The sequence below is a fragment of the Mesorhizobium sp. M0816 genome (assembly GCF_040320005.1).
Classification (GTDB): Bacteria; Pseudomonadota; Alphaproteobacteria; order Rhizobiales; family Rhizobiaceae; genus Mesorhizobium.
Genome location: NZ_JAMYOT010000017.1, coordinates 97,875 through 118,397, shown reverse-complemented (window position 1 = coordinate 118,397; position 20,523 = coordinate 97,875). Strand labels below are relative to the sequence as shown.

The 20,523-nt window shown below is 63.0% G+C and carries 21 protein-coding genes; 10 read left to right on the top strand and 11 right to left on the bottom strand.

Going from position 1 to position 20,523, the window contains the following annotated elements:
• The first annotated feature begins 179 nt into the window (after window positions 1-179).
• Both NKI17_RS24450 and NKI17_RS24445 read left to right on the top strand, forming a co-directional pair.
• Window positions 180-1,949 carry a glucan ABC transporter ATP-binding protein/ permease gene (locus NKI17_RS24450; RefSeq protein WP_352683428.1) on the top strand — a complete coding sequence of 590 codons (1,770 nt, stop codon included), beginning with the start codon at window positions 180-182 and terminating at the stop codon, window positions 1,947-1,949.
• A 251-nt stretch (window positions 1,950-2,200) separates the two neighbouring features.
• Window positions 2,201-2,953: a heme ABC transporter permease gene (locus NKI17_RS24445; protein WP_352906913.1), complete on the top strand. Its 753-nt coding sequence runs from the start codon at window positions 2,201-2,203 to the stop codon at window positions 2,951-2,953.
• Between the two features lie 235 nt (window positions 2,954-3,188).
• On the opposite strand, the gene NKI17_RS24440 is transcribed toward NKI17_RS24445, so the two are convergent.
• Window positions 3,189-4,247, bottom strand: a complete 1,059-nt coding sequence (locus NKI17_RS24440; RefSeq protein WP_352906912.1) for a D-TA family PLP-dependent enzyme — start codon at window positions 4,245-4,247, stop codon at window positions 3,189-3,191.
• 145 nt (window positions 4,248-4,392) lie between these two features.
• On the opposite strand from NKI17_RS24440, the gene NKI17_RS24435 reads away from it, so the two are divergent.
• Window positions 4,393-5,079, top strand: a complete 687-nt coding sequence (locus NKI17_RS24435) for a D-lyxose/D-mannose family sugar isomerase (RefSeq protein ID WP_352457149.1) — start codon at window positions 4,393-4,395, stop codon at window positions 5,077-5,079.
• A gap of 269 nt (window positions 5,080-5,348) precedes the next feature.
• Here NKI17_RS24435 and NKI17_RS24430 read toward each other — a convergent pair whose 3' ends face one another.
• From NKI17_RS24430 to NKI17_RS24405, 6 genes are read right to left on the bottom strand one after another with little or no spacing between them, the layout of a single operon-like run.
• A complete protein-coding gene (locus NKI17_RS24430) occupies window positions 5,349-6,215 on the bottom strand; it encodes an RDD family protein (protein WP_352906911.1) in 867 nt (288 codons plus the stop codon).
• Window positions 6,202-7,233: a stage II sporulation protein M gene (locus NKI17_RS24425; protein ID WP_245274615.1), complete on the bottom strand. Its 1,032-nt coding sequence runs from the start codon at window positions 7,231-7,233 to the stop codon at window positions 6,202-6,204. Before NKI17_RS24425 ends, NKI17_RS24430 begins: the two co-directional genes overlap by 14 nt.
• Complete coding sequence (locus NKI17_RS24420; RefSeq protein ID WP_352621001.1) at window positions 7,230-8,537, bottom strand: DUF58 domain-containing protein; 1,308 nt, start codon at window positions 8,535-8,537, stop codon at window positions 7,230-7,232. The genes NKI17_RS24425 and NKI17_RS24420 overlap by 4 nt, the downstream gene beginning before the upstream one ends.
• Window positions 8,534-9,490, bottom strand: coding sequence for an AAA family ATPase (locus tag NKI17_RS24415; protein WP_292661489.1), 957 nt, complete (start codon window positions 9,488-9,490; stop codon window positions 8,534-8,536). Before NKI17_RS24415 ends, NKI17_RS24420 begins: the two co-directional genes overlap by 4 nt.
• Window positions 9,477-10,676, bottom strand: a complete 1,200-nt coding sequence (locus tag NKI17_RS24410; RefSeq protein WP_352906910.1) for a DUF4350 domain-containing protein — start codon at window positions 10,674-10,676, stop codon at window positions 9,477-9,479. The genes NKI17_RS24415 and NKI17_RS24410 overlap by 14 nt, the downstream gene beginning before the upstream one ends.
• Window positions 10,673-11,305 carry a DUF4129 domain-containing protein gene (locus tag NKI17_RS24405; RefSeq protein WP_352571501.1) on the bottom strand — a complete coding sequence of 211 codons (633 nt, stop codon included), beginning with the start codon at window positions 11,303-11,305 and terminating at the stop codon, window positions 10,673-10,675. The genes NKI17_RS24410 and NKI17_RS24405 overlap by 4 nt, the downstream gene beginning before the upstream one ends.
• Before the next feature lie 144 nt (window positions 11,306-11,449).
• Here NKI17_RS24405 and NKI17_RS24400 point away from each other — a divergent pair, with 144 nt between their 5' ends.
• Both NKI17_RS24400 and NKI17_RS24395 read left to right on the top strand, forming a co-directional pair.
• Window positions 11,450-12,232, top strand: a complete 783-nt coding sequence (locus NKI17_RS24400; RefSeq protein ID WP_352906909.1) for a hypothetical protein — start codon at window positions 11,450-11,452, stop codon at window positions 12,230-12,232.
• A gap of 154 nt (window positions 12,233-12,386) precedes the next feature.
• The gene (locus NKI17_RS24395; RefSeq protein WP_352906908.1) at window positions 12,387-13,172 is read left to right on the top strand and encodes a hypothetical protein; all 786 of its coding nucleotides are present in this window, start codon (window positions 12,387-12,389) and stop codon (window positions 13,170-13,172) included.
• Window positions 13,173-13,229: 57 nt separating this feature from the next.
• Here the strand turns inward: NKI17_RS24395 and NKI17_RS24390 are convergent, their stop codons facing one another.
• From NKI17_RS24390 to NKI17_RS24380, 3 genes are read right to left on the bottom strand one after another with little or no spacing between them, the layout of a single operon-like run.
• Window positions 13,230-14,009, bottom strand: coding sequence for an N-formylglutamate amidohydrolase (locus tag NKI17_RS24390; RefSeq protein ID WP_352906907.1), 780 nt, complete (start codon window positions 14,007-14,009; stop codon window positions 13,230-13,232).
• Complete coding sequence (locus NKI17_RS24385; RefSeq protein WP_352906906.1) at window positions 14,009-15,328, bottom strand: type I glutamate--ammonia ligase; 1,320 nt, start codon at window positions 15,326-15,328, stop codon at window positions 14,009-14,011. The genes NKI17_RS24390 and NKI17_RS24385 overlap by 1 nt, the downstream gene beginning before the upstream one ends.
• Complete coding sequence (locus NKI17_RS24380) at window positions 15,325-15,972, bottom strand: cysteine hydrolase family protein (RefSeq protein WP_352906905.1); 648 nt, start codon at window positions 15,970-15,972, stop codon at window positions 15,325-15,327. The genes NKI17_RS24385 and NKI17_RS24380 overlap by 4 nt, the downstream gene beginning before the upstream one ends.
• A gap of 150 nt (window positions 15,973-16,122) precedes the next feature.
• Between NKI17_RS24380 and NKI17_RS24375 the strand changes: the two genes are divergently transcribed.
• The 5 genes from NKI17_RS24375 (at window position 16,123) to NKI17_RS24355 (ending at window position 19,920) form a co-directional block, all read left to right on the top strand.
• Entirely contained in the window at window positions 16,123-16,845 is a 723-nt protein-coding gene (locus NKI17_RS24375; RefSeq protein ID WP_352590463.1) for a LuxR family transcriptional regulator, read from the top strand.
• 83 nt (window positions 16,846-16,928) lie between these two features.
• Window positions 16,929-17,591, top strand: coding sequence for an acyl-homoserine-lactone synthase (locus tag NKI17_RS24370; protein ID WP_352906904.1), 663 nt, complete (start codon window positions 16,929-16,931; stop codon window positions 17,589-17,591).
• 27 nt (window positions 17,592-17,618) lie between these two features.
• Complete coding sequence (locus NKI17_RS24365) at window positions 17,619-17,906, top strand: hypothetical protein (RefSeq protein WP_210164202.1); 288 nt, start codon at window positions 17,619-17,621, stop codon at window positions 17,904-17,906.
• Window positions 17,907-18,329: 423 nt separating this feature from the next.
• Complete coding sequence (locus tag NKI17_RS24360; protein WP_023674442.1) at window positions 18,330-18,761, top strand: YybH family protein; 432 nt, start codon at window positions 18,330-18,332, stop codon at window positions 18,759-18,761.
• 733 nt (window positions 18,762-19,494) lie between these two features.
• Window positions 19,495-19,920, top strand: a complete 426-nt coding sequence (locus tag NKI17_RS24355) for a hypothetical protein (RefSeq protein WP_352571492.1) — start codon at window positions 19,495-19,497, stop codon at window positions 19,918-19,920.
• Window positions 19,921-20,075: 155 nt separating this feature from the next.
• On the opposite strand, the gene NKI17_RS24350 is transcribed toward NKI17_RS24355, so the two are convergent.
• The gene (locus NKI17_RS24350; protein ID WP_023674444.1) at window positions 20,076-20,498 is read right to left on the bottom strand and encodes a CBS domain-containing protein; all 423 of its coding nucleotides are present in this window, start codon (window positions 20,496-20,498) and stop codon (window positions 20,076-20,078) included.
• Between the last annotated feature and the right edge of the window lie 25 nt (window positions 20,499-20,523).

Sequence of the window (20,523 nt, the reverse complement as noted above, 5' to 3'; positions counted from 1 at the left end):
CTGACATTTCACCTTTTATCTCAAACTGTTAGACGATCACGGCAAATTTCGAAGCGTCGTCATCTTTTGTTCGCGGAATGGGAACGGAAGAGCTAGACGAGCATTGTTTTGCGACGCGTCAACCGATACGAGTCAAAAAATGACGCACTGCACCATAAATAATTGGCGGAGTAGCTGAAGTGTCACTTCTGCAAATCTACTGGCGAGCCCTTGGTTATCTCGCTGCCGACAGGAAACGCGTTGCGTTTATCTGCGGGGCGAATGTCGCGCTTGCCATTATCGCCATTCTCGAGCCGATCATGTTCGGCCGGGTGATCGATGCCATTTCGGACCGCGGCTCGGTATTCGCGACGCTCGCAATGTGGGCCGGCCTCGGCGCGTTCAACATCATCGCTTTCGTGCTGGTGGCGCGCGGCGCCGACCGCTTTGCCCACCAGCGGCGCAGCGAGGTTCTTTGCCAGTCGTTCGAGCGCGTGATCACCATGCCGCTTGCCTGGCATCATCAGCGCGGCACCTCCAATTCCCTGCACACGCTCCTGCGCGCGGTCGAGACCTTGTTCAGCCTCTGGCTGGAATTCATGCGGCAGCATCTGTCGACCGCGGTTGCGTTGGTCCTGCTGGTGCCCACCGCGCTCAGCATGGATATCCGCATGTCGATGGTGCTGCTGGCGCTTGGCGCGCTCTATGTCGGCATCGGACGGCTGGTGATGCGGCGCACCAAGGAAGGCCAGGCGGCCGTGGAGCGGCACTACCACAAGGTATTTGCGCATGTGACCGACTCGGTCAGCAACGTCGCCGTCCTGCAGAGCTACAACCGCATCGGCCATGAGACCGAGGCGCTGAAGCGCTACGTCAAGAACCTGCTCGACGCACAGAATCCGGTGCTCGACTGGTGGGCGATGGCCAACGCGCTGCACCGCCTGTCGTCGACGATCTCGATGATGGTGGTGCTCTTGATTGGCGCCTATCTGGTGACGCACGGCCAGTTGCGCATCGGCGACGTAATCGCCTTTACCGGCTTTGCCACGCTGCTGATTGCCCGGCTCGACCAGATGTCGGCTTTCGCCAACCAGATTTCCGAGGCACGCGCCAAGCTCGAGGAATTCTATCATCTCGAGGACTCCGCTTCCGATGCCGCCGAGCCCGACGGGCTGCGCGACCTCGTCAACGTCACGGGTCACGTGCGTTTCGAGAACGTCTGCTTCGAGTTCGGCAATTCCGGGCAGGGCGTCGACGACGCGTCGTTCGAGGTCCAGGCCGGCCAGACCGTCGCCATCGTCGGCCCCACGGGCGCCGGCAAGACGACGCTCATCAACCTTCTGCAGCGCGTCTTCACGCCGTCCAGCGGCCGTATCCTGATCGACGGCATCGACACCCGCACGGTGACCCGCAAGTCGCTGCGCCATTCGATCGCCACCGTCTTCCAGGATGCCGGCCTGCTCAACCGCTCGATCGAGGACAACATCCGCGTCGGCCGCGCGGAGGCGACCTATGACGAGGTCCATGCCGCGGCCAATGCCGCCGCCGCGCAGGATTTCATCCTGTCAAAGTGCGAGGGCTACGACACGGTCGTCGGCGAACGCGGCGGACAGCTGTCCGGTGGCGAGCGCCAGCGCATCGCGATCGCCCGCGCCGTGCTGAAGGACGCGCCCATCCTGGTTCTCGACGAGGCGACCAGCGCGCTCGACGTCGAGACGGAAGACCGCGTCAAGGACGCCATCGACGAATTGCGGCGCGGCCGCACCACCTTCATCATCGCCCACCGCCTGACCACCGTTCGCGACGCCGATCTGGTCGTGTTCATGGACAAGGGCCGGGTGGTCGAGATGGGCGGGTTCACCGAACTGTCGCTGCGCAACGGTCGCTTCGCCAGCCTGCTGCGCGCCGGCGGCCTGCTCAACGACGAGGAGGTCCGCCGCCTCAGCCGTCCGGTGAACGAAGCCGCTTGAGCAGCGCGGCTTGCCTTCTCCCCTTGCGGGAGAAGGTGGCCTCGCGAAGCGAGGTCGGATGAGGGATGCTCCGGCTTGGTGCAAATTTTCATCCAAAATCCAGACTTCGGCGCACGCCGATCATTGGCGCCTCACTCCGTCCAGCCGGCTCGACGCTACGCGCCGATCCACCTTCTCCCGCCAAGGGGAGAAGGGAAGACGTACCGCCGCTGCGGTTGCCGCAACTCCGCCGGCGGTCTATGTAAGGCGGCATGAGCGACACGACTTCACGCCTCTCCGGCTGGATGGACCTTGCCAACCCGACGCGGTTCGTCGGGCTGGCCGACAAGGTCGTGCCGTGGCTGGCGAGCGTTGCCGCCATCATCCTCGCTGTCGGCCTCTACATGAGCTTCACGGCGCCCGAGGACTTCCAGCAAGGCATCACCGTTCGCATCATGTATATCCACGTGCCTTTCGCCTGGCTCGCCATGATGTGCTACACGCTGATGGCGGTCTCGGCACTGGGCACGCTGGTCTGGCGCCATCCGCTGGCTGACGTGGCGCTAAAATCGGCGGGACCCATCGGCGCCGTCTTCACCGCCCTTGCACTGATCACCGGTTCGATCTGGGGCAAGCCGATGTGGGGCACCTGGTGGGTGTGGGACGCGCGGCTGACCTCGGTCTTCATCCTGTTCCTGATGTATCTCGGCATCATCGCGCTGACCCGCGCGCTCGACGATGCCGGGCGCGCCGCCTGGGCCGCCGCAATCATCACTTTGGTCGGCTTCATCAACATTCCGATCATCAAATTCTCGGTCGACTGGTGGAATACGCTGCACCAGCCGGCGTCGGTGTTCCGTCTTGGCGGCCCGACCATCGACCCAAGTCTTTTGTGGCCGCTGCTGGTGATGGCGGTTGGTTTTACCGTGCTGTTCTTTGCGCTGCATCTGATGGCGATGCGCACCGAGATCTGGCGCCGCCGCGTCATTTCGATGCGCCGGGTTGCCGCGAGACAGGCTAGCTGATCTTCGTCGAGTTCCTTCGCGCCCCCCTCTGGCCTGCCGGCCATCTCCCCCTCCAGGGGGGAGATTGAATGTCACGTATCGTTTCGCCAATCGCGAATGTTGAAAGAGAGGCGCTACCGGCGAAGCTACCGATCTCCCCCCTTTGAGGGGGAGATGGCCGGCAGGCCAGAGGGGGGCGCTGTCCCATAAGCGTTTGAAGGATTTTGTACCTGAAGCGCACGCGCTCCAGCTGGACTCACCCCATCCGCCCGCGTGCTGCCACCGGCAGCGTTTCCAGCACCTTGTCGCCTTCGATCAGATGCACCTCGTCGAACAGGTTGGTGACGACGCAGCAATGGTCGGGCACGACGCGCACGCGCTCGCCGATGCGAAGCTCGGCGCCGCCTGACAGCGTGACGTTGCCGTGCTCTTCGCTGAGGCTGGTCACCCTTGCGCCTGAAATGCCCAGCAGCTCGCCGAAATCGGCGAGCCCCAGCGTATCGCTGGAGAGCGCCTTGCTGCCGGCGTCGAGGATGGCGCGTGTCGGCGTTGGGTGGCTGACCACCGTCGACAGCACCGTCAGTGCGCAATCGTCGAGGCTGCCGACGCCTTTGGCGACCTGGTAGCGGTCGAGATAGATGTAGGTGCCGGGCCGGTATTCGGTAACGACGCCGTGCTCGCCGGAACGCCACATATCGGGTGTGCCGCCGCTGGAGATGCGCTCGCAAGCAAGGCCGGCTGCGGCAAGTGCTTGCTGCGCATCGGCGAGCCACGCCTCGGTCTCGGTGGCGCGGCCCGCCCCCGGGTAGGTCATCAAGCCGCCGAAGACGAGCCCCCGGACCTTGTCGATCTCGCTCGCCAGCGCGACTGCCTCGCCGGCCGACTGCACACCGCAGCGGCCCATGCCGGTGTCGCATTCGACCAGCACCGGCAGGCGGTGGCCGGGATCGGTAAAGGTGGCGGCAAGTCCCATCAGCGTGTCCATGCTGTCCGTTGTCACCGACAGGGTTACGCGGCCGTGCAGCGCCTTGAGGCGCTCCAGCTTGGCCCGCCCGAGGATATTGTAGGGCAGAAAGATGTCGGTCAGTCCGGCGTCGGCCATGACCTCGGCCTCGCCGATCTTCTGGCAGGTGATGCCGACGGCGCCGGCCGCGATCTGCTTCTTTGCCCAGTAGGGCAGTTTGTGGGTCTTGATGTGCGGCCTGAGCTTCAGCCCGTGCCGGTCGGCATGGGCCTGCGCCCGCGCGATATTGGCTTCGGCGCGGCCGGCATCGATCAGGATCGCCGGCGTATCGAGGTCGTCTATGCTGCGCATGGTCTCACCATCGGAAAATTGGTTGACCTTATGGCCCTGATCGGACCGCATGTCATGGGGCCAGCGACAGCAGTTTGCATCGACACCGGATGGGCGTTCGGCTATGCGGTTAGCGCTTGGAACGCGACGGGAAGGAACCACGACCATGAAACGCTCCGCCATCAACGACATCATCCGCGACGCCGACGCCTTCATCCGCTCTTTCGGCTACATCATGCCGCCCTTCGCCTACTGGACCCCCGAAGAGATGAAGGCGCGTCGGCAGGATTCGTCGGCAATCTTCTCCTCCCGGCTCGGCTGGGACATCACCGACTACGGCCAGGAGAAATTCGACGAGCTCGGCCTGTTCCTGTTCACCGTCCGCAACGGCCGCTACGAGGACATGAAGAAGGGCATGGGCATGCTCTATGCCGAAAAGATCATGATCTCGCGCAAGGACCAGTTGTCGCCGATGCATCGCCACAACATCAAGGCCGAGGACATCATCAACCGCGGCGGCGGCAAACTGGTGCTGGAGCTGTTCATGCATGATCGCGATGGCGGCATCGATCCGAAGGCCGAAGTATCGGTGCCTGTCGACGGAACCATCCACAGACTACCTGCGGGTGGGCTCCTGAAGCTCGACCCAGGCCAGAGCGTCACTTTGCTGCCGGGTGTCTGGCATGCCTTCTGGGCCGAGGGCAAGGACGTGCTGATCGGCGAGGTTTCGACCGTCAACGACGATCTCACCGACAATGTCTTTCGCGAACCAATCGGCCGCTTCGCGGACATCGACGAGGACACAGCACCGCTGCACCTGCTGGTGTCCGATTATGAGAAGTGGGTGGGGTAGGGCAGGGTGGCATTTGAACCGGCCTCATGAGAGGGGCTCATCAGGTTCGTCGGCGCCGCCCCTCATTGCCCTGCCGGGCATTTCTCCCCGTATAGTGACGGGGAGAAAGACGCTATCGCAGATGGTTTCGCAAACTGGCAGCGTTGCGGAATAGTGGTCGACATTGCGTCTATCTCCCTTCTCCCCGTCACTATACGGGGAGAAGGTGCCGGCAGGCGGATGAGGGGCAGCACCGATGCTTGTCGCTAGCTGCACCTGTTCGGCAACTGCTACCGCGCATGCTTGTCGGCTCTGCGGTTGCCCAGCAGCAGCTTGCGTTCGAGATGCGCCCGTAGCTCGCCGTAGTAAGCCGTCAGGAACGGGCGCGGGTCATGGGCTTGGGGTGCTGCGCCGATCTTGCGTGCGATCGTTTCGGCAACCGTCCGCAGGGCGAAATAGTCGTCGCGGCGCAGCACCTCCTCCAGCTTGTGGAGTTCGGCAATCCCGTAGGCATCGAGCTGGGCGTGGCTGAACCGGAAGGCGCCGGCCGCCGGATCCTGCCGTGCCGACAGGTCTTCAAGCAAGGCGCGCTTCGGCGCCTCGACCACCCAGGTCCCCGCCAACAGGTCGCCGATCCGCATGCGGTCTCGATTGAACAGCGGGAACAAGGCAAACAGCAGCGCCCACACCAGTCCGAACACCGTCGTCAGCGTGTCGGCGAGGTCGGTCCCGCTGCGTCCAACGATGATCGACAGCGGCAGGAACACCTCGATCTCGCGCATCAGGTTGCGGGCGATGACCTGGTCGATCGACAGGCCGTCTCCGCTGCGCGACGCGACCCGGATGCCGACGATCCGCTTGCCGGGCGTAGCCGCGCGCCGGCCCGCTTCGAAAACGATGAAGTAGGCGTTGCGCAGAAAGAAGATCAGGATGATCCAGACTACGAAGAGCGGCTGAAATCCCTCGCTGCCAAGGCCTCCCACCCCGAACAGCGCGACGATCGTGATCACGATTGCAGCCACGGCGATGAACACGATGTCGAGCAGGAAGGCGGAGGCCCGCGTGCCGGCGTCAGCAAGCCTAATCCGGAGATCGACGCCTTCGGGCGTGATCAGCGGCCGTATAGCCGCGAAGGCGGCGCGTTTAACGATCGCCATGCCGCACCGCCCGGAACAGGTAGAAATAACCGATCCACAGCACCAGCATGCCACCGCCAATGCCGTAGCGCGTGACGTCGCTGGTGATGGTCTGCCTGCCAATGCCCTCGAGCAGCCCGGCAAACAGCAGCATGACTGAGACCCCGACCATGGCGTTCGCGGCGATGCGTCCGGCGCGAGCCGCTGCCGCCATGCGTGTCAATTCGCCGGGAAAGGCGATGCTGGTGCCGATGCGCATGCCGGCCGCGCCGGCCAAAGCGATCGCGAACAATTCGCTGGTGCCGTGGATGGCCAGCCAACCGCCGAGCTCCATGCCAAGCCCCTTGGACCAATAGACTTGGAACAACGCCCCGATCATGCAGCCGTTGAACAGCATCAGCAGCACCGTCGGCACCGCGAAGGCGAAGCCAAGGGCGAAGGCCAGGATTGCGACCTGGACGTTGTGCGTGAACAGATAGGCGGCAAAGCCTGAGAGAAAGCCATTGTCGCCATCATAAAGCATGCCTCGCAGCAGTTCGGCCGAGGTGTCGGGGCCGCGGCCTCCTGCCAGGCCGGGCGGGATGATCGCGCCGAACCAGCTCTTGTCGGATGCCACCAGCCAGGCGCCTGCACCAATGCCGATCACCATCAGCGCGACCGACGCCAATGTCTCGCGCCACAGGTCGCGAATGGCTTCGGGCCAGTCATGCAGGAAGAAATCGGCGAGGCGCTGCCGCAGCCCGCGGCGCGCGCCGTAGAGATAGAAATAACCGCGCAGGGACAGCGCTTCGAGATAGCCGACCAGCGCATTATCGAGCGAGGTCGCGCGCGCCACCGACAGGGAAGACAGCGCCGATCGATAGAGCAGCGGCAGCGACAGCAGCTCCTCTTCGGAAAGCGTCCGCGGCGCACGCTTCTCGACACGCGCCAGCAGCGCCTCGAATGCTTTCCAGTCGGCCTCGCGCTCGCGGCGGAAGCTGGCTAGCGACTGGCGTACCGCGTCGCCGCGCATCGCATTGCCGCGTACCGGCGCCGTCACAGCAAATCCTCCTGCTTGAACTGCAGATAGCGCTCGACCAGCGCCGGACCGAGCCGGTTGTGGTCGGCTTCGATCACATGCGCCCCGAGCAGGCGCAGCCGGCCGATGACGACCTGCCTTTCGCGCAAGAGCCCTCCGGCAACGACCGCGCGGGCAACATCCTCGCCGGAGCGTGGCGGCAGGTCGGCCAGGCCCTCCAGTTCGGTGTCCTTCATCATCATGAACAGCACGAGATGCCGTTCGGTGAGCCGGCCCACGGTGCGCAGCATCAATTCCGCACTGATCGGATCGACGAAATCGGTGAAGATGATGACCAGCGAGCGGCGGTCGAGCCGCGCCGCCAGCGTCGTCAATGCCAGCGTGAAATTGGTCTCCTCGCTGGAGTAGTCGATCTCGGCGGCCCGTTTCTGGATCATCGCAAAGCTGGCGGGGCCGCGCACCGCGCCGCTCGAAACGCGCGGCCTTGCATCGAAGCCGAACAGGCTGACCATGTCACCGCCCTTCAGCGCGATGAATGCCGACAGCAGGGCGGCCGTCACCGCCCGGTCCACCTTCGGCACACCGTCGACCGGCTCGCACATCAGGCGTCCGCTATCGATGGCCAGCACGATGTTGTTGTTCTCCTCGATGCGGAACTCGCGCGCCAACAGCTTGCCGTGGCGGGCGCTGCGCTTCCAGTCGATCATCCGCCGGCCCATGCCCGGCTGGTAATCCTTGAGCGCGTCGAACTCGCGGCCTTGACCGGCGCGGCGCTGCGCATGGCCTTCGGCAAGCGCCGCATGTTGCAGCAGCGTGATCGCCTCGCCGCGAGCGCTGCTGACGTCGGGCAGCACCGCAACCTTGCTTTCCACCGGCAGGACGACCTGGTTCCAGACCAGCCCGAATGGCCCGCGCCAGCGCACCCAGAGACGGTCGAAGCTGGCGACGCCGCGCCGCAGCGCCTGGAAGCGGAGGAAGAGCGACCCGCCTCCGGCGGTTGGCAGCAAGGCGCCGCCGCTGCTGTCCACCGGCGCCAGACGCCCATCGTGGCCGACGCGAGCCTCCGCGGCGCGCGGCCCCGAGTGACGGGCGGTGATTTGCACGCCGAATTCCCCACCAACACCGACCTGCTGCGGCGCATCGATGCTGGCACTCAGCGATGCCCGTCCGCGTCCGGCCGCGGCATCCACCGCCAGGAAGGCAAGCAGCAGGCAACTCCACAGCAATCCCAGATACCAGAACGACGGCAATGCCAGCGCGACCAGGAAGGCCGGGACCGCGCCGGCCGCAGCTGCCCATACCGCTCGGCCGCTGGGATAGATCAACGTGGTGCTTCCGTCTGGTCGACCAGGTCGGAGACGATCTGCTCGACCAGCCGGCCATCGATCTGTGCCGCAGGCGAAAGGATGACGCGATGACGCAGCGCCGGCACCGCCAGCGCCTTGACGTCGTCGGGGATCACATAGGCGCGTCCGTCCAGCGCCGCCCGGGCACGCGCCGCCCGCGCCAGCATGGCGCCGGCGCGCGGACTGGCGCCGACTTCCAGATCGGCATTTTCACGCGTAGCCCGTACCAGCGCCGCTATATAGCCGACGACATCGTCGACAAGGGTGACGGAGCCGACCGTAGCGAGTGCCTCCTGCAGCGTCTCGCGGTCCGTCTGCGCCTCGATGCCATATTGCGCGATGTCGTGCGAGGCGGAGCCGCCGCCGTGATGGACGATGATGGCTCGTTCTTCCTCCGGGCCGGGATAGCTGACGCGGTGCTTGAACAGGAAGCGGTCGAGCTGCGCCTCCGGCAGCGGATAGACGCCCTGGTGCTCGATCGGATTCTGGGTCGCGACGACCATGAAATTGCGGCCGAGCGAATGCGTGGTGCCGTCGAAGGTGACCGCATGTTCCTGCATCGCCTCGAGCAGTGCGGCCTGCGTCTTGGGCGGCGTGCGGTTGATTTCGTCGGCAAGCAGGAGATCGCAGAAGATCGGGCCGCGCGTCAGCGTGAACTGCCCGGTCTGGAAGTTGTAGATGTTCGACCCGACGATATCGCCGGGCATCAGGTCCGGCGTGAACTGGATCCGCCCGTAGGCGATCCCAAGCGCCTGGGCGAAGCAGCGCGCCGTCATTGTCTTGGCCGTGCCCGGAGGACCTTCCAGCAGGATATGCCCGCCCGCAAACAAGGCGGTCAGCATCAGGTCGACCGTATCGTGCTGCCCGGTGATCGCCTTGGCCACTTCTTCCCTGATCCGTGTCGCCAGGGCCTTCACATCATCGACGTTCACCGAGCCTCCTTGCCGTCCAGTCATGCAGCCGTTCTGCTGCCTGTTGCATCTGCGTCAGATTCTTCGCCTCGCCGGCCGCTTGCGAGCGCGTCGTGAAGCCGCCAGCTTGCTCCTTATCGCGAGAGTCGAGCCAGTGGTCGAGCGCTTTGCCTTGCAACCCTTGCGGTGCCCCGAGCAGCGCGCCGGCGCGCACCCGCATCAAGGCCGCATAGCGGCCTCCCAGCTCGTCCAGCCGGCCGGCACGCCGCATGAGCATCGCCGTCGTATCGACCAGCGCACGCTTGCCGAAGGCGATCGCGCGCTGGTCGATACGCGGCGGGCCGAACCGGCCAAGGCCATGCAGGAACGCCAGCGCCGCAGCGATCAGGATCGTCAGTGTCAGCGCCAGGAACGGCGGCTCGACCAGAAGCTTGGCCAGATCATACTTCCGCCCCGCGCCGTGCAGCGTCAGATCGAACATCACCGGGCCGTCGTCGGGCTGGAGCAAGGCAATCAGCCCGAGCGCGGCTGCTGCCTTTTCGGGATCCTTGAGGGCGGCGTTGTTGATCAGGTCGGGGTCAGTCAGGATATAGAACGGCTTGTCGTCCAGTTCGGTAAGCACAGCCTTGTCATTGCCGGCTGCGATGAGAGGGTACTTGTCGGCCACCCACTGCAATTCTTCGGGTGCGGCAACCATGTTGCCTTCGATGTCGAGTTGCTTTGCCGTGCTCTGGCCGGCACCGATCGTCGCATCGGCGATGCGGCCAAGCCATTCGTTCACCACCGAACCGGGCAATCGCCCGAATTTCATGTTCCAGCCTTCATGCCCCTGCAGCGGCAGGATCTGCCATTTCGGCAGCACGAAGAGCGTGTTCTGGTCCTGGCGAAGATTGAGGATGTGGTCGAGCGCCTCCGGATCGCTGTCGGGCGAGATGGTGACGATCAGCAGTATATCTCTGGCAAGATCGTCTTCGGTCCGCGCCATCAAGGGCGCTTCGCCGGTGAGCCGCAGCCATTCCGCCAGGCCGGCGTAGCCCACACCGCTTTTCGACAGCGGCGTGGCGCCGCCATTGCCGGGTTGCCGGAAATCGGGAGCATAGGTGGACAGCAGGAAGAAACCGGCTGCCGCAAGCAGGCTGGCGAAAATCCCCCAAAACAGTGTCTTTCGATTGAACGGCTCCTGTGCCTCGACCGCCGGTGCGCTCACGTCCAGGCATCCCGGAAGGCGAAACGTTCATAGGCGCCGCGCGCCTGCCGCCAGCCTGCCGCGCCGACCGGCCGGCGCGCGAACAGCGCCGCCTCGACAATGCGGGCGATCTCGGTAAACGCATGGCGCGCCCTTCCCGGCAGGGAAGGGGCATTGGCGATGTCGCGCGCGGTGAGCGACGGGCGCAGGAAGTCCGGCAGCCGGCTGGCAATATCGGCGACGCTGCGCCGAAGCAAAAGGTGAACCGCCTCGTCATAGTCGCCGCGTGCGGCCAGCGCATCCGCTTGCGACAGCAGGATCTGCGCGGCGCCGGCGTCTGGGCGCCAGGTTTCTTCGTCTTCGACTTCGGGCCGCGCGCGCTGCCATGGCAGCCGCCAGGCGATGCCTTTCACCTCGAGGAAGACCAAAAGCAGGATGATTGCGACGCCCGATATCACCGCCCCCCAGAACAGATAGATCATGTAGGGACCGAGCCACGACAAAAAATCCTGCAGCGGTTTCAGCCACTCGGGCGGCTTCGGCGGCACATAGGCCGGCAGGTCGAACTGGATCGACTCATCGGCGATCAGCTGCTTGTGCAGATTGGTCAGCCGTTCGGCTTCCGCTGTGCCTGGCTGTGCCAACGCCACCCGCTCCCCTGCAACCTGTGGTTCCCTGCCGACACTGACAATGCAGAACAAGAATTGCAAGTGGGCTGGACGCCCACCGTTAATCTTGGCAGAATTACTATTAGGGCGCCGTGATACTGTTACGGCGAAACACGGGGGGAAATCATGGCTTCAACGACACTGGAACGGCCTGAGAAATTCGAGATCGGCAGGGTGTTCAACAACAGCTTCGCCGTGATCGGCCGCAACATCGGCTTGTGCCTTGGGCTCGCGCTGCTGTTTTCAGGCTTGCCGGCGATTATTCTTCGGCTGTGGAGCCAACCGCAAATAGATGCGGTTCTGCAGGGCGACCCCGGCGCCGCGGCCGATCCCTCGATGATGTTTCGGAATTCATGGTTTACGATTATTGCGGGATTGCTATCCTTCGTTTTCGCGCTGCTGCTCCAGTCGGCGCTGGTGCGGGCGACGATCGAGGACTTGAACGGCAAGCGGCCGACCTTTGGCGACTGCATTCAGATAGCCATCCGCAATTTGCTGCCGACCCTCGGTATTGGCCTGCTCGTCGGCCTGGGTGCGGGCCTGGCGTCGATAGCTTTGCTGGTTCCCGGCATCATCTTATGGCTCGGATGGTGCGTGGCGGTGCCGGTTCTGATCCAGGAGCGGCTTGGCGTGTTCGGTTCGATGTCGCGTAGCCGTGTCCTGACCAAGGGCAACCGCTGGCCGCTATTTGGCCTCTTCTTGATCCTGATGGTCATCGCGATGGTCATCCAGTGGGTGATGCTGGCAGTCATCGTCATGTTTGGCGGGATCATTGCCGATGTGGCGGCAGCCTTGGTGTCGACCGTACTGTCGATGGTGCTGTCGGTCGCCACGGCGGTCAGCTATGCCGAGCTGCGTCAGGTCAAGGAAGGCACCAGCGTCGAAGAACTGTCGCAAATCTTCTCGTAGCAAAGTCGCGCGGCTGCACCACGTCGGGACCGGCCTGAACATCAGGCGGGCCCGGCGAGCCGCGACAGCCGTTCGCCATGCTGCCGCCGGCGGGTCAATGTCGGCCAACACCGGGTCGCAATGACGGACCGGTCAAAACAGGTAGAGGTATATCGTGGCGTCAATAACGCTGGACCAGCCCAACAAATTTCGCATCGGCAGGGTTTTCGGCGCCAGTTTTGCGGTCATCGGTCGCAACCCCATGCTTTGCCTCGGACTTGCATTGCTGTTTTCGGGTTTCCCGACCCTTGTTTATGAGCTTTGGATGCAGGTGCCGCAGGCCTTCGTCGCCCGAGGGGATCCTGATGCCGCCCTCGGCGGCCTCCGCATGATGTCTCGTGATTCTCTGATTACGTTCGGCGTCGTGTTGATGTCCTTTGTCCTGGATCTGTTGCTTCAGTCTGCGCTGGTCCGGGCGACTATCGAGGATCTGAACGGCAAGCAGCCATCCATTGCCGACTGCATCAAGATAGCGATCGGCTGTTTTCTGCCAACGCTCGGCGTCGGGCTGCTGGTCGTCCTGGGCGCAGGATTGGGCTTGATCCTGCTCGTCATTCCCGGAATCATATTGTGGCTCCGGTGGCTGGTAGCGGTGCCGGTTCTGGTACAGGAACGGGTCGGCGTGTCTGGCTCCATGGCGCGCAGCGGTGAACTTACCAAAGGCAGCCGATGGGCACTGTTCGGCCTGTTCTTCGTTCTGATCGTGGCCTCGGTGGCCATTCAGTTGGCACTTGAACGTGCTGTCGAACCGTTGGGCGGCATAGTGCGAGCTGTAGTGGCGACTTTGGTGTCGACGATATCGTCAATGGTGACGTCGATTGCCACCGCGGTCAGCTATGTCGAGCTGCGTCAGGTCAAGGAAGGCACCAGCGTCGAAGAACTGTCGCAAATCTTCTCCTGAGGACGGTGGCCAGGCCGACCGTAGGCTCTCGCTTTGCGCTCACTCGGCCGAGCTCTTTCACGACTCCTTAGTCAGCTGCGCCGGCAAGACGGCCGCCAGCCGCTTCGCCCATTCCTCGATGCCGGAGCGGCCCGCCAGCAGGTCCTGCCTGATCTCGATGAGGACCGCGGGAATGCCGCGATCGTCGCCATGGACGGGTATGGCATAGTCGCCGTCACGGCTGATCACGTAGGGCTCGTTTGCCGCGGCGTTGAGCGCACTGTCGGCGCGCAGGCCGGCAAGCACTGCCTGGCCGAAATCGACTGCCCGATCGTAAAGCACGCCGGCGTGCCAGGGCCGCGCAATGCCGAGGAAGACCGGCGTGAAGGAGTGGATCGTCGCGATCCGCGTCGGTCTGCCCTGCTTCGCCCGGTCGTCGAGATGGGCGGCCACGCGGTCATGAAACGGTGTGAACATGATCTTGCCGCGCCGGCTTTGCTCCTCCGGATCGAGGCCGACATTGCCGGGGATGCCGGTGTCCTCCGATTGCACCGGAATGCTGCCGCTGGAACCAAGCGGCCGGTTGAGATCGATCAAAAGCCGCGAATAGGAGCTGAGGAAAGCCGGAGCATCGAGCAGATTCGACAGGGTGCGGGTCACTTCGGCGGCGCCGATGTCCCAGGCGATATGGCGCTGCAAATGGCTGCTGTCGAGACCGAGCCGCGCATACTCGGCCGGGATGTGATTGGACGCGTGCTCGCATATCAGAACGATATCGGAACGCCCCGTTTCGTTGATTGCTTCGACCGCTGGAAGCCAACCTTCCGGTAGGATGGCGTTAGCAAGCGGCTCAGCCATTAATACAGCGTCCGGTAGAGATCGCAGACCGCCACTGGGTCGAGACCGGCGAGGCGCTCGGTCTCATGCCGCTTGAGGCCGACAAAGGTCTCGACGAACACCGGCGCGAACCATCCGGTGACGGTCTTGTCGGCAACGAGCGCGTCGAGTGCCGTCGGCAGCGTTTCCGGCAGCCGCACGAGGCCAAGCTTCTTGCGCTCGGCAACGCTCATCTGCGTCGGGTCGCCAGAGACCAGCGGCGGCGCCGGCAGCTCGGCCTTCAACCCTTCCAGCCCGGCACGCACAATGGCCGCCAGCGACAAATAAGGATTGCCGGTGGCGTCGGCTGCCCGATATTCGATATTGTACTGCCGCGCCGGATCGCGCCCGCCGATCGTCACCGTCGGGCAGATGCGCAGGCTCGCCTCGCGGTCGCGATCGGCAAGCCAGGTGTAGGACGAACTCCAGCTATGCGGCTTCAGCCGGTAGTAGGACGACACACTCGCCGCCGTCATGGCGGTAATCGCGGGCAGGTGGCGCAGCACGCCTGCGCAGAAGGAAGCAGCCTGGCTGGAAAGGCCGCCAGGCTGGGCCGGATCGTAGGTCGCCGGCTGGCCGGCGTCGTCGACGAAACTGAAATGGATATGGACGCCGTTGCCGACGGCATCCGGCGCGATCTTCGGCGCGAAGCTCGCCCGCCAGCCGGCGCATCGCGCGATTTCGCGCGTGATCTCGCGGATGGCGACGGCGCGATCGGCCGCGGCAAGCGCATCGGCCGGCTCGCACGTCACCTCGAACTGGTCGGTGCCGAACTCGGCGATCACCACTTCGGGCGCGACGCCGGCCTCCGCCAGCGCCGCCATCAGATTGGCGGCAAACGGGTCGGCGCGGCGCAGTGCTGCCAACGACATCGAATGAGCCGGCTCGAAGTCGCCCTCGATATGGAATTCATGCTCGAAGGCGGCGATGACGGAAAGCCCGGCCGCTGCCTTCAACTCCGCCAGCGCATCCTTGAGCATGGTCCGCGTACAGCCGACCCACGGGCTGCCGTTGAGTTCGACGATGTTGGCGGCGACCATGTCGAAAGGCGTCGCCGCTCCGGTCAGCGCCGTGCGAAACCGCGCGTTGAGATCGGGAACGAGCCGCACATCGCCGGACGAGCCCCACGGATTGGGGTCGACGATCGAGTTGAACGGCGTCAGCGACAGATTGGCCTGCAGCCAGCCGACGCCGGTCGCGGCGATCTTCTGCAGCTTGCTTTCGACGACCGAGCGGCCGCGCGTGATCGCCGACAGATCGGTGGTGACGACGGCAACCAGCGGTTCGACGGTCGATGTCATGCAGCTTTTCCCAAAACTTCGAAGCGGGAAGTAACGGTGGCGGTATCGGTGACCCAGCAATAGCCGCCGAAGGCCTCGAGCGCGCCATCATGGCGCTCCTGCGAGGCGGCGGCGCAGGCGTCGGATACACAGGTGACGAGGTAGCCGCGATCGGCGGCATCGCGTACCGCCATGTCGACGCACTGGTCGGTCATGATGCCGGCGACGATCAGGTAGCGCACGCCGAGGTTCTTCAAGACATAGTCGATGTTGGTGGAGTTGAAGACGCCCGACGACGTCTTCGGCAGCATGATCTCGTCGCCGACCGGCGCCAGCGACGGCACCGGCAGGCCTTCCGGCCGGCTCGGCGCGATATGGATCGGCGTCAGCTTGTGGTCGAGCGAGCAGTCGCGGCCGTCTTCGGTCAGGCTTTGGATGATTGTATGGATCACCTCGACGCCGCTGGCCCGCGCCGCCGCCAGCAGGCGCTCCTGGTTGGGGATCGTCTGCGACGCCGTCTGCCGGTAGAAATAGTGATCGGGCCCACGCTCCGGATGCGCCGGATCAGCACCCGGCTCCAGCCAGACCCGTTGCATGTCGACCAGCAGCAGCGCGGTTTCGCCGGCCCGGAACGGCTCGTTTCGTTTCGGCAATGCTGGCGTCATGCTTGGGGTCCTGCTTCGCGGATTAAAGTCTGGCTGATTTAGCTGATTTTGGTCCACGCGTCCTGCGTGGCCGGCGCGCTTATTGGGATATTCGAAGTCGCTAATTTAAGGTAAGCTTTGTTTTCGGCGTGGAGACGGGGGGTCTCTGTCATGATCGATTCAGATGTGTTCGACTTTGTCGAACGCTGCAGGAAACATACAGCTACCGGGCCGCTGCTGGGCGACCTTCTCGAGACCGTGCGAAATCTCGGCTTCGAGCACCTTATCCTGAGCGGGGTGCCGCTCGGTGGCCAGAAGCTTGCACCCATGGTTGAGCTGAATGGCTGGCCGGCCGGCTGGTTCGAACGCTATGTCGAGGCCGAGCATGCCGCCGTCGACGGCGTTTGCATTTACTCGGCAAAGACCCTGAAGCCGTTCCTTTGGTCGGAAGTCCCGGCAAAGTGGTCAGATACGGAGGGCTCACGACGCGTCGCCGGCGAGGCGACGGAGTTCGGCATCTGTAGCGGCTTCGCTGTGCCGATGCTCAGCGTTCATCACTGGCAATCCGTGCTTTCGTTTGCGTCGTCCGCGAAGTCCTGCACCCTGTCGCCGCGCCATCAGGTGCAACTGGTGACGATGGCGGTCTATGCGGGCATGTCGATCCAGGCCTTGGCGAATGACGATGATGACCATGAGGGCGTGCTGACCGACCGCGAAAAAGAAGTGCTCTTGTGGGCCGCGGCCGGCAAGACCTCATCGGAAACCTCACAGATTCTCGGCCTGACCGAGCGTACGGTCAAATGGCACTCAACGCGGGCTCGCGAGGCTTTTGGCGTCGCAACGACCACGCAAGCGGTCGTCGAGGCGGTGCGCCGGCGCCTGATCCATCCCTAAACGCGTCAACTGTCCCATCGGACAGGTGACGTATATTAGCGCGACTGCGAGTATCCCTTTGAGAACGATCGGGGAATCGCGCCATGATAACGGCCCACGTAGTCAATGCGCATAACAAGCATCTCTATGAAAACGAATTCGACGAGTTTCTGCGCCGGCGGCACGACTTCTTCGTGCACCAGAAACATTGGCGCCCTCCGAGCCCGGACGGTCGCGAGCTGGACCAATTCGATACCGACGCGGCGACTTACCTGCTTGGTATTGAAGACGGTCGCGTGGTGACTTCGGCTCGATTGATCCCAACGAGCGAGCCGCACATGGTCTCGGAGGTTTTTTCTCACATGTGCGAAAGATCGGGCGTTCCAAGACGTCCCGATTGGGCCGAATGGACGCGCACATTCGTCGTTCCCGACAAACGAACTGCTGGACTGAGGGGCACGCTGACGCAGCTGTGCTGCGCGGTGATGGAATACGCTCTCGACGAAGGCCTCAGCGCCGTCGGCGGCATCCAGGAAACCTACTTCATGCCGCACCACGGCGCGCTCAAATGGCGGGCCGAGCCGATGGGCATGGCCAGGGAAGAAAACGGCGAATGGTATATCGTCGCGTATATCGAGGTGAATGAGGCGGCGCTGGCGAGTGTGCGGAAGATACTTGGGGTTGAGCATTCGTTGTTGGTTCGGTGTGGAACGCAAATACCGTTCCTCCTAGAAACCAGCGTGTCATTGGTCTGTAATCGGGTCTAAGTCTAATGGTTAACTGGGAGGGTAATTATGTCTGTCATTCTTGCGTCAGCCAGAATAAAGGAAGGTCAGCTCGCGGAACATTCGGCAAATGTGAAATGGGAAAACAATGTGTTATCATTTGAAATTGCAGAAAAGTACAAAGGGCATTTTGTGCCAATAGTATCTCACTGTCATAACGTTCCTCATGTAACGAGTAGCTATTGGATCAAGCAGGTTGGATCGGAATACATCGTCGTGATGCAGTCAGCTCAGGACACAAGTGGAAGGGTATTTCCGCCTACCGATTTCACGGCAGTCATAGTTTCCACCGTCTAGTGAAGGCGCCGCCACAGCTAGAGGCCTGTGAGCGGATTACGGTGACGGTGCACTATTTTCTTTTCGCCGCCTGCCTCGTTTTCCCGGGCTCACGGCCTTGCCGATTTCCTCGGCGATGCTCTCGGCCCACGGGCGCATCGAAAACCGCGACATCGGCGACGCGGCGATACTCGATGAGCAGTTCTTGTGGAACACATAGTCTTCGGACGTGAAAACACTTTGGCTCACCCGTACGGTGCTGGGGATGCGGCAGACCGGGAACACCGGCAAGGTGCACGTGCGGCGAGGGCGACATGGTAAAAAGTGCACTGTCACCGTAATTCTGATCTATACTCGGGACACCAGCTCGAATGCCTACGGCAAGGCGAAGGGCGGATGAAGCGCTTGATAGAGTTCTCTTTTTAGTCATGTGGCGATGTTAAGATGTTAGCCTCCGACCTAACGAAATTTATCGAGCAGGATCATCTGGCTCTGGATGCCTTCGTAAAGGGCGATCCTGAGCCCTTGAAAAACCTCTACTCGCGACAGGACGACGTCATTATTGCCAATCCCTTTGGCCCGCCGGCGAAGGGATGGAGAAAGGCCGCTGAGACCATGGAACGGGCCGCCACCAATTACCGGCACGGCAAGGCCATCGGATTTGAGCGCATCTCGGAGTATGCGACAGCCGACTTAGGATACATCATCGAGGTCGAGCGGTTCCAATCCAAGGTCGGTGGTGGCAACAAACTGGTGCCGATTGCGCTTCGAGTCACCACCATATTCCGGCGCGAGGAAGGCGCGTGGAGGATCGTCCTTCGTCATGCCGATCCGATAACCTCGGCACGCCCGCCGACGTCCATTGTCGGGGAGTAGAAGGGTTGCCGGAGAGGTTTTAGGAATTACGGTGACAGTCCGCTATTTTCTTTTCGCCGCGCGCCTCGTTCCGGGTTCTCACGGCTTTGCCGATTTGCCCGGCGATGCTCTCGGCCCACGGGTGCATCGAAAACCGCGACATCGGCGACGCGGCAATATTCGATGAGCAGTTCTTGTGGAACACATAGTCTTCGGACGTGAAAACACTTTGGCTCGCCGGTACGGTGCTGGGGGATGCCGCAGACCGGGAACGCGGGCAAGGTGCACAATGCGGCGGAGGCGACATGGTAAAAGTGCACTGTCACCGTAATTCATCCTTAGCGGCCAATTTCCCGCGTCGCATCAACAATCTAGGTCATTTTCGGTTTCGCTTTAGGCAGCGCGGCCAGCAAGAGCTGGTGCTGTTTCTTCTTTCTCTTCGACGTGAGGGCTCACCCATTCGTCGGTTATCACGCGGCTGGCCAAGGTGCCCGGCACCGCTTTTCTCAAGGCACGCAGCAAAAAGTATCTAACCCGCTCGGACAGTCAAGAGGTGTGGCAGGCAGGCCATGCGCAGCCAGCCGCAGCGAGCCGCCAAGACGCGCGAAGCACTTCGGCGGTGTAGGACAGCGGCACGCCAGAACGCGCGCAGGCCAGGCGTTGGCTTGCCCAATTGTGTTTTGACTATTTGGCTGAACGGGCGCGTAAAATATCAGGTTCGCCCGGTCGGGCGAACTAACTCAGGGAGGATGTTATGAAGATGACTCGACGTAATGCTCTCGCCCTTGGTGCCACCTCGTTGGCGGCCCCGCTATTGGTCGCAAAGCCCATTCCGGTAGCGGCCAAGACCTACGGTCCGACTGATGGCAAAGAGATTTTTCCCGGCGTTCGGCTCGTCGAACTGGGAACACGAGACTCCCATATCAAGGGGTACAAGAAAATTGCCATGGAAGACGTCGTCTACCAGCCAAAGGCAACTAGCCCGCTCGGGGATGTCATGGCCGACGATATGGTCTGCACGGTCACTGAAGGCGAGCTGCAGGTCACGGCCGGAGACATGCAGTTCACGGCCAAGGAGGGTGACGTATGGAGCTGCGGCAAGGGTAGCACGAAGGAGGCTGCTACGAACAACGGAACAGCGGTCGCAGTGATGCGGGTGATTAACCTGAAGGCTGCATAAAGTTACCCACACTCTGGCGACTGCAGACGCTCCAGCCGGCTTCGGCCGGCGGGCTTTTCCGGTGCGCCACGGCCTCGATGACCGGACATTTCTGCCGGCGCGCTGTGGCCAGCGCGGCGGCAGACTGAGGCCTTAGCGCACGGGCGAGCCGCCCTTCAGTGGTGGTGGGCGGAAACGCTCTTGACGTATTCGGACACCAGTTCCCTCGGTGCCGACTGACTGACGTCGCCGACGCTAAGGATGCCGACCATCCGCATATTCTTGTTGATCACCGGCAACCTGCGGATTTTCAGTTCTTCCATGTGCCGTACGGCCTTGGCCAGATCGTCGTCTTCGCGGCAGCAGTGAATGCCGGCCGTCATAACATCGCGCGCCGTTGCGATGCGGCCGTCGAAACCATCTTCTGCCAGTCCGTTGCAGACAATATCGCGGTCGGTCACCATTCCGATCAGTCGGTCGTTCTCTCCAATGGGAATCGACCCGATATCCTGGGCTCGCATCATTTTCGCCAGTTCGGTGACAGCGGTTTCGGGGCTGACCCAGTCGACACCCTTATGCATTGCGTCTTTGACTTTCATGGCGGACCTCCCTTGCTGGGTTGGT